The sequence below is a fragment of the Acinetobacter calcoaceticus genome (genome assembly GCF_051947995.1).
In the GTDB taxonomy this organism is placed as follows: Bacteria; Pseudomonadota; Gammaproteobacteria; order Pseudomonadales; family Moraxellaceae; genus Acinetobacter.
Genome location: NZ_JBLVVH010000006.1, coordinates 166,957 through 185,903, shown reverse-complemented (window position 1 = coordinate 185,903; position 18,947 = coordinate 166,957). Strand labels below are relative to the sequence as shown.

General features: G+C 43.8%; 15 protein-coding genes. 4 read left to right on the top strand and 11 right to left on the bottom strand.

Going from position 1 to position 18,947, the window contains the following annotated elements:
• Positions 1–27 precede the first annotated feature (27 nt).
• Complete coding sequence (locus tag ACNQO6_RS13110; RefSeq protein ID WP_440209252.1) at positions 28–834, top strand: rhomboid family intramembrane serine protease; 807 nt, start codon at positions 28–30, stop codon at positions 832–834.
• Here ACNQO6_RS13110 and ACNQO6_RS13105 read toward each other — a convergent pair.
• Positions 831–3,317: an ABC transporter permease gene (locus ACNQO6_RS13105; RefSeq protein WP_440209251.1), complete on the bottom strand. Its 2,487-nt coding sequence runs from the start codon at positions 3,315–3,317 to the stop codon at positions 831–833. The genes ACNQO6_RS13110 and ACNQO6_RS13105 overlap by 4 nt on opposite strands.
• Positions 3,314–4,018 carry an ABC transporter ATP-binding protein gene (locus ACNQO6_RS13100; protein WP_440209250.1) on the bottom strand — a complete coding sequence of 235 codons (705 nt, stop codon included), beginning with the start codon at positions 4,016–4,018 and terminating at the stop codon, positions 3,314–3,316. The genes ACNQO6_RS13105 and ACNQO6_RS13100 overlap by 4 nt, the downstream gene beginning before the upstream one ends.
• A 42-nt stretch (positions 4,019–4,060) precedes the next feature.
• Between ACNQO6_RS13100 and ACNQO6_RS13095 the strand changes: the two genes are divergently transcribed.
• Positions 4,061–4,684 carry an arylesterase gene (locus ACNQO6_RS13095; protein ID WP_171070975.1) on the top strand — a complete coding sequence of 208 codons (624 nt, stop codon included), beginning with the start codon at positions 4,061–4,063 and terminating at the stop codon, positions 4,682–4,684.
• A 27-nt stretch (positions 4,685–4,711) separates the two neighbouring features.
• On the opposite strand, the gene aac(6')-I is transcribed toward ACNQO6_RS13095, so the two are convergent.
• Both aac(6')-I and ACNQO6_RS13085 read right to left on the bottom strand, forming a co-directional pair.
• The gene (aac(6')-I, locus tag ACNQO6_RS13090) at positions 4,712–5,152 is read right to left on the bottom strand and encodes an AAC(6')-Ighjkrstuvwx family aminoglycoside N-acetyltransferase (protein ID WP_440209249.1); all 441 of its coding nucleotides are present in this window, start codon (positions 5,150–5,152) and stop codon (positions 4,712–4,714) included.
• 102 nt (positions 5,153–5,254) lie between these two features.
• A complete protein-coding gene (locus ACNQO6_RS13085) occupies positions 5,255–5,869 on the bottom strand; it encodes a carbonic anhydrase (RefSeq protein ID WP_009511404.1) in 615 nt (204 codons plus the stop codon).
• A gap of 236 nt (positions 5,870–6,105) precedes the next feature.
• Here ACNQO6_RS13085 and ACNQO6_RS13080 point away from each other — a divergent pair, with 236 nt between their 5' ends.
• Positions 6,106–7,116, top strand: coding sequence for an alpha/beta fold hydrolase (locus ACNQO6_RS13080; RefSeq protein ID WP_440209248.1), 1,011 nt, complete (start codon positions 6,106–6,108; stop codon positions 7,114–7,116).
• 25 nt (positions 7,117–7,141) lie between these two features.
• Positions 7,142–8,149, top strand: a complete 1,008-nt coding sequence (locus ACNQO6_RS13075) for a hypothetical protein (RefSeq protein WP_440209247.1) — start codon at positions 7,142–7,144, stop codon at positions 8,147–8,149.
• A gap of 32 nt (positions 8,150–8,181) precedes the next feature.
• On the opposite strand, the gene ACNQO6_RS13070 is transcribed toward ACNQO6_RS13075, so the two are convergent.
• The 7 genes from ACNQO6_RS13070 to ACNQO6_RS13040 all read right to left on the bottom strand — a co-directional run bounded on the left by ACNQO6_RS13070 (position 8,182) and on the right by ACNQO6_RS13040 (position 18,737).
• A complete protein-coding gene (locus ACNQO6_RS13070) occupies positions 8,182–10,191 on the bottom strand; it encodes a ligand-gated channel protein (protein WP_440209246.1) in 2,010 nt (669 codons plus the stop codon).
• Positions 10,192–10,648: 457 nt separating this feature from the next.
• The gene (gene aguA, locus ACNQO6_RS13065) at positions 10,649–11,734 is read right to left on the bottom strand and encodes an agmatine deiminase (protein ID WP_440209245.1); all 1,086 of its coding nucleotides are present in this window, start codon (positions 11,732–11,734) and stop codon (positions 10,649–10,651) included.
• Positions 11,735–11,806: 72 nt separating this feature from the next.
• Positions 11,807–13,135 (bottom strand): APC family permease, encoded by a 1,329-nt coding sequence (locus ACNQO6_RS13060; RefSeq protein WP_440209244.1) that lies wholly within the window; start codon positions 13,133–13,135, stop codon positions 11,807–11,809.
• A 113-nt stretch (positions 13,136–13,248) separates the two neighbouring features.
• Positions 13,249–14,664, bottom strand: a complete 1,416-nt coding sequence (locus ACNQO6_RS13055) for an aldehyde dehydrogenase family protein (RefSeq protein WP_440209243.1) — start codon at positions 14,662–14,664, stop codon at positions 13,249–13,251.
• A gap of 203 nt (positions 14,665–14,867) precedes the next feature.
• Positions 14,868–16,268: an aminotransferase gene (locus ACNQO6_RS13050; protein WP_440209242.1), complete on the bottom strand. Its 1,401-nt coding sequence runs from the start codon at positions 16,266–16,268 to the stop codon at positions 14,868–14,870.
• Positions 16,269–16,342: 74 nt separating this feature from the next.
• A complete protein-coding gene (locus tag ACNQO6_RS13045; protein WP_440209241.1) occupies positions 16,343–17,605 on the bottom strand; it encodes a Zn-dependent hydrolase in 1,263 nt (420 codons plus the stop codon).
• A 370-nt stretch (positions 17,606–17,975) separates the two neighbouring features.
• Positions 17,976–18,737: a TorF family putative porin gene (locus ACNQO6_RS13040; RefSeq protein WP_440209240.1), complete on the bottom strand. Its 762-nt coding sequence runs from the start codon at positions 18,735–18,737 to the stop codon at positions 17,976–17,978.
• Between the last annotated feature and the right edge of the window lie 210 nt (positions 18,738–18,947).

Below are 18,947 nucleotides of genomic sequence, written 5' to 3'. Positions count from 1 at the left end.
TTTTATATCAATCACTAGCCTAAACATATGACTGAAACGACTCCACCACAAATCAACCAAAAATTGCACATACAAACTTGGTGGTTTACTGCGTTATTAATCGCGGTCAATGTCGGATTATTTGGCTGGCAGATTCTTTCAGGGGTGAATATTACCGACCCTGCCCCTGTTGATGCAATCGCCTGGGGCGCAGATTTTACCCCGCTCACCTTTTCCGGGCAGGCTGAACGCTTGTTCACCAGTATGTTTTTTCACTTTGGCCTGATCCATTTAATGTTAAATATGTGGGCACTGTATATCTTTGGCAGTGTGGCAGAACAATTATTTGGTCGCAGCTATTATATCGCTTTGTATGTTCTGGCTGGCCTGATGGGCAGTGTCCTGTCCAGTTATCTGAGCATCCGCGATGGCTACGCGCTGTTACAACATTTTGACCCGAAATTACTCCCGCATATCAGTGCAGGCGCATCCGGTGCAGTGATGGGACTCGGTGCAGCACTTACGGTCATTTCCCTGTTTCCCCCTTTGCCACAGCAACGCTTCTTGCTGGATAAAAAATCATTACTCATGGTGATGGGGATTAACCTGGTCTTCGGTTTCACCGTTTCAGGCATTAACAATGCCGCGCATATTGGTGGCATGCTGATGGGAGCATTACTGGCCGCAACCTGGTATTTCAGCCAGAAAACGCCAAGAAAAGCACTGGCTCAAGCCATTGCTATGATGATGGGCAGCTTACTGCTCTATGCATTCTATTTTTATTGCACCCAACTCAGTACAGGACTCAATCCACTGTGGAATGAAATCCTGCGTCAGAACCAGCTTACTTTTTAAGACTGGTTCATTTCTCTTAAACTCTGTAAGGGTGGAATATCGCATAAGTAACTCAAACGATAGCGCCCGATCAGCGTACATACCACTAGCATGCTCAATGGTAGAATCAGCCAGATTTCCGCATGCCACTGAATCGCCATTTGCATCTTGTAACTGGCAATCGCACTGATCACCTCTGCAAACAGACAGGCCACCACACCCGCCAACAGACCGATAAAACCGATTTCCAGACTGAGCATGCGTTTTAATTTATGCTTGGCGACACCAAAGGAGCGCAATAAAGCTACCTCCTTACGGCGCTCATCCATCAGCACATTTAAACAGGCAATCAGTACCAGTACCCCCGATAACCCTACTAGCAGAGCCAGAACGGTGACTATCTGCACCAGAACATTGACCAGACGTTTCACCTCTTCCAGAATACGCCCGACATCAATAAACACCGTGTTGGAAAATTGCTGAATCAATTGCACCATTTTCGGTTGATCCGCTGGCGGCACATAGAAGCTGCCTAAATAACTGCCTGCGTTTTCATCCATGGTTTTCGGTGAAAAAATAAAGAAAAAATTCGGGCTAAAACTTTCCCATTCCACGCTCCGCAGATTGATGACCGTCGCATTCAACGGCCCTTCGGGTAAGCTAAAACTGAGCTGATCGCCGATCCTGATTCCAAGTTCCATTGCCAGTTTGGCTTCTACCGACACCTGCCCCGTCTGGGTAAAATGTGGATTGCCCTCAGTAATCAGATTATCTTTCGGATACTCTGCGGCTTGGGTGAGATTCAGTTCACGACGCAACGAATTATTTTGCTTGACCAGTTCTGCTGCAAAAGGCTGACCATTTTTTGCCACCAACCGGCCTCGAATATTCGGATAAAGCGGGGTGCTCGACCATTGATTCTGCTCAAGCTGCTGTTTCAATTGCGGCATATCAAATGGCGGTAAGCCATAAACAAACTGGTTCGGTGTCCCTACTGGCAATTGTTGCTGCCAACGCTGCAATAAATCTGTTCTTAAGACACTCAAGACCGTAATCAGGCTCAGCCCCAAAGCCAAAGCAGTAATCTGTAGTGTAGTTTGATGCGGAATCCGTACATAGGCAGAGATCGGATGCTTGAGCTGCTTGATTGCTTTTAACAGCAACCAGATCACGGCAAAAAGCACCGCACATAACATCAAGATCGCGGCCAACACCCATAGACTTAACTGCAAATTATCACTCAGCACCAGACTAAACATCACCAGACTGGCAATACCGACTGCAAACATGGCGATATACGATTTACGTGAACGCTCCTGCTGACGGATCACCCGAATCGGAGGGGTATTGAGTAACTCCCAGATACTGGGCAAGATAAAACCGATCAGTACCATCACACTGGTAAAAATGGCGACTGGCAAAGCAAACAGTAAATCAGCCAGTGCAAAGCTCAATTGTAATTGTGGAATCAGCTGTAACATCAACTGCAATAAACCATAGCCTAAAGCAATCCCGATCAGACTGCCCAGCCCAATCGACAAAGCACTGACAATGCCAAGCAAGGCCAGATAAGCCAGCAAAATCTGTCTCTTGCTTGCCCCCAGACAGCGGATCAGGGCAATATGATCCTGATTTTGTTGCACATAACGTTGACTGGTCAAGGCAATCGCAATACCACACAGCAAAATGGTTAATAAATTGGCAAGCTGTAAAAAGGTATCCAGATTTTCAATCGGTTTCATTAAGCGCGTATTGGATTGGCTGGCATCGCGTAACTTCAGTGAAGCCTGTTCATCCTCTCCCATTTGCTGATCATCGGGCTGGTCGTGCACCGATTCAGGATGAGTCTGTTGCCTGAAGACCTGTTTAAAAGCCTTAACCTGTTCAGGTGGCCCAGCCATCAATAACCGATACTCAATCCGGCTGCCCACTTGCACGGCATGGGTTTTGGCAATATCGGCCTGATGAATCATCACTGTCGGCGAAAATCCGGAAAAGCCAAGCTCCTGATTAGCATCGTGTTCAATAATCCCGCTTACTTTAAACTGAGCATCCGCAATCGCAACCTGATCCCCTACTTTCGCCTGTAACAGATCAGCGGCCCGCGGGCTCAACCAGACTTGTCCAGTTTGCAGGCCTTGTGACTTGGGCTGAATTTCAAGTTCACCGCGTAATGGAAAATGCGCATCAATCGCTTTGACATTGACCATCACAAACTGATCCGAGGTATGCGCCATCGAACTAAATACCGTCACCGCTGCCTGTTGCAAACCCAGTTTTTGGGCTTGCTGTGACCATTCGGTCTGAATCGGGTCCTTATCGTAGAGCACCAGATCCGCAGCCAACATTTCAGCGGCCTGTAGGGTTACGGCATTTTGGACTTGGGTATTACTAAACTTAAGGGCTGTGGTCGCACTGATCGCTAAAGAAAGGGCAATGATTAATAAATACAAGCCTCCCGTACGAAAGCTTTGCAGTAAGAGAGGCTTAAGCATTGAACTCATAGGTCCTCTCCAAACTTGACGATGTCCTGAATCTGCCCATCTGCCAGTTTGACATGACGTTGACATAAAGCAGCCAGATCCTGATCATGCGTCACCAGCACCAAGGTTGTGCCTAGTTCTTTATTTAACTCAAATAATAGCTGTTCAATTTCTTCAGCCGTTTGTCCATCCAAGTTACCTGTCGGTTCATCGGCAAAAATAATTCTTGGTTCTGCAATCAGAGCACGTGCAATGGCTACGCGCTGCTGCTCCCCACCCGAGAGCACTTTCGGTGTTTGCTGGGCCTGACGTACTAGCCCAACCCGTTCTAACCAGGCCAATGCTTTTTGTTCTGCCTGCCTGAAATTAAAGTCAGGTTGTAAGCGTAAGGGCAACATGACATTTTCCAGTGCACTGAGCTGCGGCAATAGCTGAAAAGACTGAAATACAAAACCGATATTTTCCAGACGAACCTGTGCGCGCTGCTCTTCAGACAAGCTGTGCACTGCCTGCCCACATACCCATAACTCCCCGGCGCTGGGACGATCAAGCGTTGCCAGGATGCCCAATAAGGTTGATTTGCCTGAACCTGAACGACCGGTAATGGCAATCTGTTCGCCTGGATAAATTTCCAAATCGATCTCTTTTAAAATCGTTAAACTTTGCTGATTAATTTGAATCTTTTGTGTAACTTTTTGGGCAGAAATAATCGGTTGTGGCATGATGTCACGTATCCTTTAGGACAAATTTGAAGTGCAATGCAAATATCTAAAGTTATCTTGTCAGTATCTAAAACGCTTGCAATGATCAGTGTCTGCTTGATTCCGACACTGGTTTCAGCAAAGACTATTTTAATTTTAGGTGATAGCCTGAGCGCGGGTTATGGCATAGATGCAAAACAAGGTTGGGTTCACTTGTTACAACAACGTTTAGACCAACAGTATCCGAAACAGCACAAGGTGGTCAATGCAAGTGTCAGCGGCGAAACCACCAGTGGTGCACTGGCCAGACTGCCAAAATTATTACAAACCTATCGCCCGGAAGTGGTGGTAATTGAACTGGGGGGCAATGATGGCTTACGCGGTCAGCCTCCGCACATGATTCAAAACAATCTTGCCCAGCTGGTGCAGTTGAGCCAGAAACAGAAAGCCCATGTTTTATTGTTTGGGATGAAAATACCACCGAATTATGGCACCGCTTATAGCAAGGCCTTTGAAAATAATTACAAGTTGGTCAGCCAGCAATATAAAGTGAAATTACTGCCGTTCTTTCTTGACGGCGTCGCAGGACAGAAGCACTTGATCCAGAACGACCAGATCCATCCAAATGCGAAAGCACAACCCCTGATGCTGAATCTGGCTTATCCTTATATCAAAGGTGCGTTATAAACCGCACCTTTGACAAAATTGACGAATTCAACTGATGTTTTTCTTAAAATAAACCACACGCTCGGTTTCCTGAAAGCCCAGCGCGCGATGCATGGCATGACTGATCGTATTATCCAGCGCAGCGTCCGAAGCAAATTCGGTACATGCAAACTGCCTGGCCCAGCCTTCTACCTGCTGTACCAGCGCGCTAGCAACACCTGAACGTCGATATTCTGGCAACACATAAATACCTTCCAGAAAAGCCACCGGTGAGCTTTGCGTGCCATTCACATATTCATATCGAATCGAGGCTTCCAGCATCGCAATTGCTTGCTGCTGATCGTTATAGCTTAATAATTGCAGGGTCTGTGTTTGTTCGAGTAGCTGCCGCATTTCCAGTAAATGCGCATCTTCATGATCTGGCCAGAGTAATATTCTTAATTGCAGCCAGTCGGCCAAATGTGACCCGGTGACAGGCATGATGTTCATCTCTATTCTGCCCTTTTACTTTGCTTATTTTTCTAATTTAATAAAAAAAAGATTTATACTTTCATCAGCGAAATGAAGGCGAGTTAAAACTCGCCCTAATTCTTAGAAATCAAAAAAAGAAACTTCACCTGTTTCGAGTGAATATTCTGCACCAACCACAATCATTTTGCCCTTTTCAATCAGGCTTTCCAGCACAGCAGAGCCATGACGGAGCTGATTCACGGAAGCAAATACATTTGAACGAACCGCATGCGCAGACAGTTTCTTCAAATCATTTTTGAGTTCGGTTTGCATCAGGATTTCAACTGAAGGACGGACACGGTTGACGATTGACATTAAATTCGATGATGGTGGTTGCTCTGGGTTCATCAAGGTATCAATCGTCGCTTGAATCGCGCCACAATGACTATGTCCCAGTACCACCACCACGGCGCAATCGTAACGCTCTGCAGCGAATTCGACACTGCCGACCTGTGAAGGGGCCACAATATTGCCTGCCACACGAATCACGAACAAGTCACCCAAGCCTTGGTCAAAAACCATTTCAGCAGGTACACGTGAATCAGAACAGCCTAAAACAATTGCAAAAGGATTTTGATCACTTGCCATCTCGGCACGTTCTTGGTGAGATAACAATTTTTGTTGAACTGCTTCTCCTTTTACAAAACGGGCATTACCAGCTTTTAAACGTTCTAATGCTTCTTGTGCGGTGAGCATGTGTATATCCATTTGTGATTGACCTGAGGCAACAGTTTAATGTGCGCCCGTTTGAAAGTCACTGACAAAAATAGAAACGATCAGCATACTTGCTAATCTTTTGAACGCTAAAATAGCGGAAAATCGCTGAATTCATTGGCAAGAATTTCCATACATCTGTAGATTATGCAAATGACTCGCGTCGTCTCTTCCTCAATAATCAATTGGTTTAAAAATAGATCAAGGATTGAACAAAGATGATCAATACCCGATTTGCCCAACCTTTGCGCAAGACGTTTGGTGCTGCGTTACTAGTATGTAGCTTAAGCACACTCGCGCTGAGTACAACTCAAGCTGCCGAAATAGAAATGAGCTTTCAAAACCTGTTGCAGCAAGAACGTGCCTGGGCTGGTTTACAAAGCAAGACCTTAAAAGTGGGTGATATCACGTGGTCTTATAGCGAAGGCGGTCAAGCCGGCAAGCCTATTATTATTTTAATTCATGGTCTGGCAGGCAGTCGTGACAACTGGAACCGTGTCGCACGCGCCCTCACAGCAAATTACCACGTCATCATTCCGGACTTACCAGCCAGCGGTGAAACACTGGTTCCGAAAGATTTTGACTATTCTGTGCCAAATGTCACCGAAAAATTACGCCGTTTTGTGGAAGCCGCCAATCTGACCGGACCTGCACATATTGCCGGTCATTCACTGGGTGGTTCTATTGCCATGCTCTATGCAGGTCAATATCCCTTTGAAACCAAGAGTCTTTTCCTGATTGATGCGGCGGGTGTCTATAAGGCAGCGACCACGCCTTATTTAAAAGATCCAAATCAGGTGAAAAACATGATTGTGAGCAAAAAAGGAGATTTCAATTTCCTGATGCAACAAGCCATGTTTACTCCACCATTCATTCCAAAAGAAATTGCTCAGGCTCAAGAAAAAATGATGATTGGTCAGGTTGAGCAGACCCAGAAAATGGTCGATCAGGTGATTGCCTTGAACAAGCTCTATACCCCAGATTCATTTGCCTTGCTGGCAAGATCGATTGACGCACCGACCCTGATTTTATGGGGTAAGCAGGATAAAATCGTTAATGTTGAGGTGGTACCAGAATTAAAAGCATTACTGAAAAATGCCCAGACGCCTGTCATTCTGGACAATGTCGGTCATATGCCGATTCTGGAAGCAGATCAACTGGTGGTTCAGCAATATCTGCCGTTCCTGAGCAAGCAGGCACAAAAACCTGCTGCGGCTCCAGCGCAATAAACTTAATTTAGCGATTTGAGAATATATGTCTAAACATCCAATGATAGAACAACTGATTGATGCACAGCTCGACTTTCTTGAACATGAGTTTGCACAACCAGACACCATTCAATCAGAATTTAAACAGTTCTATCATTGGTTGCGTTTACAGCCGTTACAGCAGATCTGGTCTTTTGAACAAATTTTTAACCTGATTGAAAAACAGATTCTTGCGACACCGGCAAGTGCCTTTCTGGTTGAGCAGATTGCGGAGCATATCCGTTTTGCCCTGATTCATCCAGTTAACGAGCAGACCACCATTGAAGATGTCATCCCGGTGCTAACAGTAGATTCGATTGCGCAGTATGTGGCCAGTAAAAGTGGACATCGCCAACGTTTAATCAAAACTGTGGTGAACAATCCCGCGTTCTCAGCATTGATTAGTCAGTTAATCCAGCACTCGATTCAGGATTATCTGGATAATTCAGTGATGTCGAAGCGCGTTCCTGGTGTCGGGCATTTTATGAAAATGGGCAAATCTGTTTTAGAAACAGTGACCGACTCCAACCTGAACCAGACCATCGCCCATTATCTTCAAAAAAATATTTTAAAAATCAGTCAAATGAGTGAGAGAGTACTGAATCAGCATTTTAATGATGACAAGCTCTATCATTTTCAGGCCAATCTCTGGCATAAAATTAAAGTCATGCCCTTATCGGTATTGCGGAATTATATCGAAGTACAGGACTTACCAAAGACGGTCGCGATGGGACACGAAATCTGGGAGCACATTCGTCAGACGCCGTATCTGAAACAGCAAATCCATGATGGGGTTTATGCTTGGTATGCACGTAATCAGGAACGAACTTTTGATCTTTTATTACGTGACCTGAATATTGATGAGGCATTAATTGAAGAGCAACTTAGTGACTTATTGACTCCCGTGTTACAACAGGTCATCGCTACAGGCTATTTACGGGAACGTGCCCGCCTTTATTTAGAGAAGTTTTATTATTCGGATCAAGTGGCACATATCTTAAAAGGAGAAGGATAAGGCCTTAAAAACCTTACCCTTCCATACAAATCCTAGAAGCTATAGGTCACACCAAGATTATAACGGCGGCCATCTAACACATAGTTATAGGTCGCAGTATCAATCTCTTTATCAAATAGATTGTAAATGCCTGCAGCAACCGCAATATTTTGCGTTGGCTTATAGTTCACTCCAACATCCACCATCGTATAAGCCGGTTTACCTTTGGCCATGGCAGTACGACCTAAGTAATCCGAAGTTTTACTGCGGTAATTCACACGACCCCAGCTTGAGAACTGATCGTTAATTTCCCAGTCTGCTGTGGTGTTAAACATGTGTTTAGGCATTTCATTTAAAGGTTTACCTTTATTCGCGCCACTCTTTTGTTCGGTATCTGTGAAAGTATAATTCGCACTCAAGTTCACATTTGGCAAGACTTTCCAGCCAAAGGTTGCTTCTGCACCACGCATACTGGCTTTATCAACGTTCTCACGTAGGCTGACAAAGTCAAACTTCTCACCCAACCAGTCACAGCTCATCGATCCAGATGCCCCCTGACAGGTTCTGATTTCAGTGATCTTGTCTTTAAACTCACTATTGAATAGTGTAAGACCTGCAGTCAGATTATCTAAGTTGTCCCAGTTAAAGGACATTTCATAGTTCACACTTTTTTCAGGTTTTAAGTTCGGATTGCCAACAATCACACCTTTACTTTGCCCACCACCTGTTGCCTGCCCCCATTCAGCAACGGTTGCACGTAGTGCTGGTGTTTTATAACCTGTTGAGACACCGCCTTTAATCACCCAATTATCATTCAGTCCCCAAACACCATAGACTTTCGGGCTCCAGTGATCACCAAATTTTTCATCTTTATCTAAACGCAGTGAACTGGTTAAAGTGAAATCATCGACAATATTCCAGGCATTTTCCGCAAATAATGCCCAGCTATAACGATCAAGATTGGAAACAGGTTTTGCCCCACCAACGCTTAGCTGATTACCTTTGTCATCTAATTCTTCTTTGAGGTACATCCCGCCAAAGCTCAAACTATGACGGTCAAAATTAATTTTATTGATGGTATTAAATGTAGTATTGGTCGCTTCCATATTCCGTGACGGATTTTCATTCTCTTCACGTTGAATATAAGAGTGGGTTTCAACTGCTCCAATCTGACCACGATGCGTTAAGCTATATTCGGTACGATAGTAGTCTGAGAATGAGTTTGCTGGTGGGTTTCGACCTGTTTGTATCTGGGAAATGCTCTTGCCAACGGTTGCATCGCGGTTTTGAATTGAACGCTGGTACTCCAGATCAATGGTGTGATCATCATTGGGGGTCAGACTAAAGGCAGCTCCCCCTGCGCGAATTTTTTGCTTGCTATAGCCACCATAGATTTCATCCTCATCACGTTGCGAATAAAGACCATTGGCTTTAAACGACAATAGATTGGCGATTAGAGGACCTGCAATATAAGCATTGGTTTGATATTGATTACCTGAGTCAGAATTTTCCTGCAACGTGGTATCAAGCTTGATCGAACCCGTCCACTCAGTTACATTTTTCTTGGTAATAATATTAATCACACCGCCCATCGCATCTGAACCATATAAGCCAGACATTGGTCCACGGATGACTTCAATGCGTTCAATAGCGCCAATATTTGGTAACCAGCCTTGCTCAATGCCTGAGTTATCGCTATTGGGACGTACTGAACGCGAATTTACTTTTTTGCCATCAACCATAATTACGGTATAAGCACTGCCCATACCTCGGATACTGATATCGCTTGAGCTGCCGCCCCCTGTCACCACCACACCCGGTACATCTTTCAAGGCATCGGTCACATCACGATATGCTTTTTTATTCATTTGTTCTTGTGTAAGCACAGAAATAGAGGCTGCTGCTTTTTTAATGTCCTGTTCAAATCCACTTGCTGTAACAACAATTTTATCCAGTTGTACGGCATCTTTATTCGCCTGAATTTCTGCTGCCTGTGCAAGCGCCATCATACCGCCCAATACAGAAATAGTGAGGAGTGATTGACGTGCTATTTTGTTGGACATATTCCCACCCGATTCAGAGATATCTTAAAGATTGCTTAAAATTTATGGGAATTCTAACAAAAAACAAATAAAACTCAATACAAATGATAATTATTATTATTTATATATTCATTTTTCATTCCTTATTGACAGCTTATCAGTTGAGGCAAAATAGTTTAACTTTTTAATTTCAGGGCAGAAAATGATTCCAAGCTATTCATTTTATTTAATAATAATCTGACTAAATTTAATTAAAAATTGAATGATGAATTCTGCATTATAGGCTAGCTATGATTAAAGTGAATGTGTGACTAAAGATATTCAAATTTTTAGGTGTTTTATGGCTTAAATTGCTTCTTTAAAATTAAGAGATTTTTCCAGTAATTTTTATGCTTGTTACGTTATTTTTTTGATTGCGCAAGTTGAAAAGCACGCCCCATGTCTGGACGACGTTTCAACTTGCATATCGCATCGTGACTTAAGCCGGAATTTGCTGGGTAATGCAGTGAATATTGCCGCCACCGAGCAAGATTTCGCGCGCAGGAACACCTGTGATCAGATAGTCTGGATACATCTGCTGGAACAATGCCTTCGCCTGTTCATCAGTACGTTCATCCAGTAACGGGAAAATAATCTGCTGGTTACTAATCAGGTAATTGACATAAGAGCCCGCCAGACGATTGCCTTCAAAACGTTCAATGGCATTGCCCTTATCAATATCGATCGTCTCGTTTCCACTGGCATAGAGTGGTCCTGGAGATGGCAATTTCCACACTTTCAATTGACGGCCTTTTGCATCTTTTGTATTTTCCAGTACTTGTAATGCAGCTTGTGAACGTGCGTATTGCGGATCATTGAGATCATCTGTCCAGTGCAATGCCACTTCACCAGGACGGACAAAGCAGCACATATTATCAACATGCCCATCGGTTTCATCATTAAATACACCTTGAGGCAACCAGATGAAAGTGGTGACACCCAGGCATTCTTGCAGAATATTTTCAATCTGGGCCTGAGTCAGATGTGGATTTCGGTTCGGATTCAGCAAGCATTCTGCGGTGGTCAACAATGTGCCTTCACCATCCACATGAATGGCCCCACCCTCTAAAACCAGCGGTGTCGAGTAAGTGTCAATGCCGTGCTGAGCAGCGATTTTGCCTGCAATCAACTGATCCTGATCCCATGGGAAATACAATCCGCCATTTTCCCCGCCCCATGCATTAAATACCCAGTTGATGGCTTTTTTCTGGCCTTGCGCATTCTTGACAATGGTTGGTCCCGTATCACGTGTCCATGCATCATCACTTTCCATTTCAACCAGTGTGACCTGTGCAGGCATAACTTGGCGTGCTTTTTCCATTTCTGCTTGAGGAACAGCGATAAATACTGGCGTTTTCTGGGCAATTGCAGCCGCGACCTGAGCAAAAGCCTGTTGTGCAGGTGCGCCATTGCCACGCCAGTTATCCGTACGATACGGCCAGATCATCCATACCGCTTCTTGTGCAGACCACTCGCCGGGCATGCTAAAACCTTGCTGCTTTGGGGTTGTCGCATTCTGTTCCATATTGTCTATCTCCATATGTTCATATCTTTTGAAGTCAAATCTACATTGATCAAATCAATTGTTTAAAACGGTTTAAGTGGTGGCCCCAAACGAGAGCGGCTGTTTTCGGAGACGCTTATAAAGCAGGAGTAGAACCCCAGCCAATAACCACACACCTCCAAATTCCAGTGCCGATTTCTCCAGATGTGTCCATAAGCCGAATAAGCACAGCACCGAAGCCAGCGGTAATAGCAAGTTAAAGAAAATATTTTTTAAGCCCGTGCGCTCTTTACGAAGCACAAAGAATTTCATGAAAACCGAAAAATTCACCATGGTAAATGCAATCAAGGCACCAAAACTAACCAGACTCACCACGGTTGCCAGATCAACGGTAATGGCTAACAGGGAAATCAGGCCCACGAATAAAATCGAATATAAAGGCGTCCCTAATCTGTGATTGACATAACCGAATATTTTTTGGTTAAACACACCATCACGCCCCATGATGTAAAGTAAACGTGAAGCGCTGGCATGAGAGGCCAAACCGGAGGCAAATGCATTCATGATCTGTACGGTAAGCAAAGCTGACTGGAAAAATACGCCCCCAACAAACAGTGCAATTTCAGGTAAGGCTTCATCCGGATTTTTAAACTGTTCCAGTGTCGGAAAGGACAACTGAACAAACCAGGAAACCGTAATAAAAATCAGGCCACCTAATAAGGTTGTCAGCATAATTGCCCGAGGAATGGTCTTGGTCGGATTACGGCTTTCATGTGCCAAGGTCGAGACCGCATCAAAACCCAAATAAGAGAAACAGACCAATGACACACCTGTCAGCAAGGTCAGATATTCGGGATTACCATTGAATAAAGGCTTGATTGTCATCAGGCTTTGATAACCCTGCGAATGCCCCATGCCTGTGACCACCAGAAAAATAAACACCAGCATCATTGAAATCGTGGCTGCAATAAAGATAAAGCTAAAGTTGGCCAGAATATTGATACGAAAGCTGTTGATCAGCGTGATAATCCCGACCATGATCACCACCCAGGTGGTATAGGAAATGTCGGGCATCAATGCATTAAGATAAAATGAGGCGAGTAAAACATTGACCAACGGAATCAGTAGATAGTCAATCAGCGAGCACCAGCCCACAAAAAAACCCGCTGTCTTGCCGCATGTTTCAGTGGTATAGGTATAAGCCGATCCTGATTTTGGTGTCAGTTTACTAAAGCGTGCATAGCTAAATGCAGTTAATAGCATCGCAAATAAAGCCAGAATATAAGCCAGAGGAACCCGTCCCTCGGTAACTCTTGAAATAATACCAAAAGTATCAAATACAGTTGCTGGAGCCATATAAGCCACACCAATGACAACCACTTGCCACAATGACAGCCCTTTTCGGTTCTTTTCGCTTTCCATGCATGTTTCTCCTGCATCAATGCAAACACTTTCGCAGTGCTTTTTTTATTCATCTTGGATAGTGATATTGAACAGAGAAGTCCCTTTCCCGATTCAATAAGCAGTTGAAAGAATCAGAGCGTAATCACGTTTTCTTCGAGATAGCTTTGCATTCCCGATTCACCCAGTTCACGCCCAATTCCACTTTTCTTGAAGCCGCCCCATAAAGAGCCAGGCTGAATCATTTGATGGCAATTGATCCAGATATGACCAGAGCGAAGTCGCTTGGCAATTTTTTTACCGTGCTGCAAAGATCCGGTGATAATGGTGGCAGCCAGCCCGAAGTCAGAATCATTGGCTAGCCGGATCGCTTCTTCTTCAGTTTCAAAGCTTCGACAGCACATCACAGGGCCAAAGATTTCCTCTGTCCATAAGCGGCTTTCAGTCGGTACATTTACAAAAACATGGGGCTGAATGAAAAAGCCCTTTTCCGGAATGGCAATCTGTTCAGGATCAATTAAGGATTGAAGCTTTTCCTGTTGTGCGATAGTTAAATATTCATGAACTTTCTGATATTGCTTTTGTGTCGTCATCGGTCCCATACTCAACGGGCCGCTCAGGTCAGAACCTAGAGCCATCGACTCCACAGCAGTTTTAAGCTTCTGGTAAAAGCGCTCTGCCAGTGATTGGTGTACCAGTAAACGTGAGGTTGCAGAGCACATTTGACCACTGTTGTAAAACATGCCGCCAAGTGCTTTATCGACGGCTTCATCCAGATCGGCATCTTCAAGGATCAGGATCGGCGATTTGCCACCCAGCTCTAACGTGACTCGCTTGACCGATTGCGCTGCAGCCTGCATCACGTGAATGCCCACTTCCGTACTGCCGGTGAAAGAGACTTTATTCACCTCTGGATGGGTCACCAGATGCTGTGCTGCCACAGCATCTCCCAGAATCAGGTTAAAGACCCCCTGCGGAAACTGGATCTGATCCAGTAGGCGGGTAAATTCATACTCTGGCAATGGCACCAGTTCGGATGGTTTAAAGATCAGTGTGCAACCTGCGGCAAGGGCGGGTGCGATTTTCCAGGCGCTGGTGATTAACGGGAAATTCCACGGCGTAATCAAAGCAACCACACCCACCGGATTTTGCTGGTGGGTCAGTTCAATACCAGCTTCACATTGGGTCACCCGACTAAATGCAAATTCTTTAACGAGATTGGCATAATAGCGATAGCACTTAATGCTATTCTCGACGTCGACTTGGGCTTGTTCAGAAGACTTACCATTATTACGATGGGAAAGTTCAATCAGGCTGTTCTTTGCTGCGTCTATGGCATCGGCAATTTTGTTTAACCAGTTTGCCCGTTGTTCAGGACTGGTCAAACTCCAGCTTTCCAGCGCCTGTTGTGCAGCCGCCACGGCAGCATCTACATCTTGTGGGGAAGCTGTCGTAAAATGGGTTAATTCTTCTTCACTGGCTGGATTCACCACCGTAATCTGGGAGCTTCCTGACGTATTTTCCCATTTTCCATTGATATAATTCTTCATCTGCTTGCTCTCATACGAGTTCTAAAGCGGATTCATCGTGACTGCCCACAGGATTTCAGCCTGCTTCAAGTCAATCCAGTCGCTTTATTCCTCATTCATTCCATCGACATCATCTGTTGTTGTCCCGCTATTTCTATCGATCAGCGAGACTCAACTCACCCCGCAGGGCAAGTTGACTGCTTGAAACATCAAAGAGATTCGGCTTACAAATGACCTTCAGCCTTTAATTCCTGAATGGTATTCTGAATCGCATGACGTAAGGTTTTTACGGCAAAGTCAATTTGATCACGTGTCAGGATTAAGGGTGGAGATAACACATTCATGTGACCCACAGGACGTACAATCAAACCGAGTTTCTGGCAATGATTGGCAATACGTTTGCCTACCCCAACAGAACGGTCAAACAGTTCTTTGGTTTCTTTGTTACGCAGGTTCTCGATACACATCATGAATTTTTTGCCACGTACTTCACCGACAATTTCCAGATCTGCCAACGTCTTTAATTGCTCTTCAAAATAAACGCCCATGTCCTGGACATGTTCACAAATCTTTTCCTTTTCCAGAATTTCAATATTCTTGAGTGCAGCAACACAACTGACCGGATGACCTGAATAGGTAAAGCCATGCGTAAGCAAACCACCTTCATGATGTGGTTTACTGATGGCATCATAAATTTCATCCGAAATGATGGTTGCACCCAAAGGCAGATAACCCGAAGACAGGCCTTTTGCACAGGTAATAATGTCAGGCACAATGCCAAACACGGCTTCTGAAGCAAACATATGCCCTAAGCGACCAAATGCGGTAACCACTTCATCAGACACATACAGCACATTGTATTTTTTACAGACGGCCAAGGTTTTGGCATGGTAGCCTTCTGGTGGAACGATCACCCCGCCCGCACCCATGATTGGTTCGGCAAAAAAAGCTGCGACATTGTCCGGGCCAAGTTTCAGAATGGTATCTTCCAGTTCCTGAACCTTTTCATTACAGAAATCTTCCATCGACTGAGATTCTGGCTTGCGGTACGGATTTGGACATGACACATGGTGAACCAGCTCATTGTGAATCTCGAAACCAACATGATCAGCTTCAATTCCTGTCAAGGTCATACTGATATACGTACTGCCGTGATAAGCATCTTTACGGGCAATCAGTTTCTTTTTCGATGGTTTGCCAATCTGATAGAAATAGTGGTGAATTAAACGTACTGCAGTATCGTTCGCTACTGAACCACCACAGCCATAAAACACATGATTCAGATTACCCGGTGCCAACTCAGCCAGTTTAGCCGCCAACTTGGCTGCTGGTGCTGTGGTTTGATGACCAAATGGTGAATAATAAGGTAGTTCCATGATCTGTTCAGCAACGGCATCGGCAATTTCTTTGCGTCCATAACCGACATTGACACACCACAGGCCACCAATACCATCTAGATATTTATTGCCCTGCGCATCATATACATAGACATTTTCACCTTTCGACATGATTAAAGAGCCTTCGTCTTTAAAGGTCGAAAAATCTGTCCATGGGTGAATCACATGATCCTTATCTTTTTGCCAGATATCCTGAATATCGACGTTTACAGGTAATTTAGAGTTCATCTTCTATCCATCCATTTTTATTGCAATGCTCCGTTCCAGCAGCATGCATGTCTTACTGATTGTTAATTTGTTGGTTATTCAATTGTTACAGTATTCTGTTGTGCCAGTTTTGTAGCGGACTGTGCGTCATAATTTAAAATCGCATTCAGCAACACATCGGCACCTTGGGCTGCATCTTGCATATAAATATCTTCCGCCTCGTTATGACTTAAACCATCAATACATGGAATAAAGATCATCGTCGTCGGACAATGTTTTGCGATATTGATGGCATCATGTCCTGCACCACTCACGATCGGCTGATTGCTGTAACCCAGACTGTTTACCGCTGCTTGAACCGTTGCCACACAGGTCTTATCAAAATAAGTCGCTGGACTCAGCCAATGTTGAGACACCTGAACGTCCAGATCTCTTTCCATCGCCAGACGAGACAAGATTGCTCTGGTTTCCACTTCCATGACTTTGAGTACAGCATCATCTGGATGACGTAAATCAATGGTCCACTGAATCTGGCCTGGGATGGTATTGCGCGATGAATTCGCCACCTGCATTTCACCAAAAGTCACCAAACCTTGCGGGAATTTCTCAAGAATGCATTTTTCAACAGCCACAATCATTTCTGCGGTACCGACCATGGTGTCTTTACGCATATTCATCGGGGTTGTGCCCGCATGTGCTGCTTTGCCTTGGGTTTCAACATCTAGCCACAGAATGGCTTGACCACCGGTGACCACGCCAATCGAGATCTGGTTTGTTTCCAATACAGGCCCTTGCTCAATATGGGCTTCGTAATACGCCTGGAATGGACGCGTCAGTGGATAATCACCGAGTTGTCTGGTACGGACCAGTTCGGAATAAACAGAAATACCGTTTTTATCGGTGGTGTCATAGACTTGCTGTTTAGCTAATACCCCAGCGAAAGCGGCGGAGCCCATCATTGCCGGAGTGAAACGTGCACCTTCTTCATTCATCCACACCACCAGTTCAAGTGGATGAGCCGTCACAATATTCTGTTCTTCTAGGCGCTGTAATACTTCCATACCCGCCAGCACACCATAAATGCCATCAAAACGTCCGCCCTTGGGCTGGGTATCCAGATGGCTGCCCATAACGATAGGTAATGCGGTATGGTCTTGACCGGAACGGCGTAAAATCAGGTTACCGACTTCATCATAATGAATAGAAAGATTAATCTGCTTGGCCCACTCAAGCAGTAAAGCCCGACCTGCAATATCTTCATCTGTAAGCGCTAACCGTGTATTACCACCCTTGCTGGTGGCACCAATTTTTGCCATGTCCATGAGCATCTGCCATAAACGCTCTGCATTCACTTTCATTGTTTTAACATCCCTTTTATCGATATATCACTATCGCTTTATTCACGCTACTTTGATTAATTCTTCCATTAAAAACGAGTGCCAATTCTTTCAAAAAAACAGGTACCAATTTAAACATCAATAAATAAATAAAATTCCTTTTGTTTTTCAATCGAATAAGCAAAAGATTAAACTAATCCTATTTTTATAAAAATCAATTTATTTTTTATTACTTTTTAATTATTTCTAACCACATTCAACATTGAACACAAAACAGTCAAAAAGTTTTATATATAAAACTTTTTGACTGCTGTTTGATCTAAGAAAATTTTAAACAGGACTATTTTAACTATCAAAGTATGATTTTAAAATACAATTGCTCACATTTAAACTAAAACAGTTTGGTTAAACTAAATACCACTGTTTTATCTGCACTTGGCAAATCTTTATTAACATTTGCATTGGCATAATATAAATCAAAAATAAAATCTTGATAATTCAAATCCAGCCCTAGCTTATAATCATAGAAATGACTTTTCTCATCCGTTCCCCAAAGTACGGCATAGGCATCTTTATTTGCAAACTGGTTATATGCTACTTGCGTATATATATTCCACCGCTCCGAGACTGGATAACGATATCCGACCTCATAACGCAGCATTTTACCTGTCTCTAACGTATAATCAGGTGAATAGTAAAAAGCCAGATTCAACTCATCCTGCGCATGGAGGAGATTTGAACTCAACACGCCAATTGAGTATTCCTCAAAATCTACACGGGGCAGGGTTTTATCTTCTCCAGGGTAGTTCACATCCAGATATTGTAGATTCAGTTTAAGATCATTATTTATTTGATAATTATAGCCAATATAATAATCCAGCTCTAAACTACTACCAATATCCAGCTGTATATTTGATGCAAACAGTTGCGTATAAAATCCTGAATCATGATCTAGTCTTAATGTTCCTTGAACAGCCGGTTTTCCTTTGGTTTGCGTAGTGCCACGCCAATAATACTCTGTTAAAAAAGCCATTGAACCACTGACTGAAAAACGTTGCTGCTGATTTTCAGTAGGACTATCGGCGGGTTTTGCATATACTGGCGCTAATAGTGTAGATGTTAAGATAGCTAGAATCCATTTCTTGTTGATCATCTATTTATTCCATGAATATATGATTATTTTTGAATTCTGATTATCTTTCACCCACCCTATAAATCGAGAACCAATTTCATAAAAAACAGAAGAGCCATTTATTTTATAAAAAATATATTTAATTCACATCCGCTTAAAATCAAAGAAAACTTATCGCTTTCTTGGATTTTAAATTTTCTTAACATTCTTGCACCAGTCATGTTTTGAACT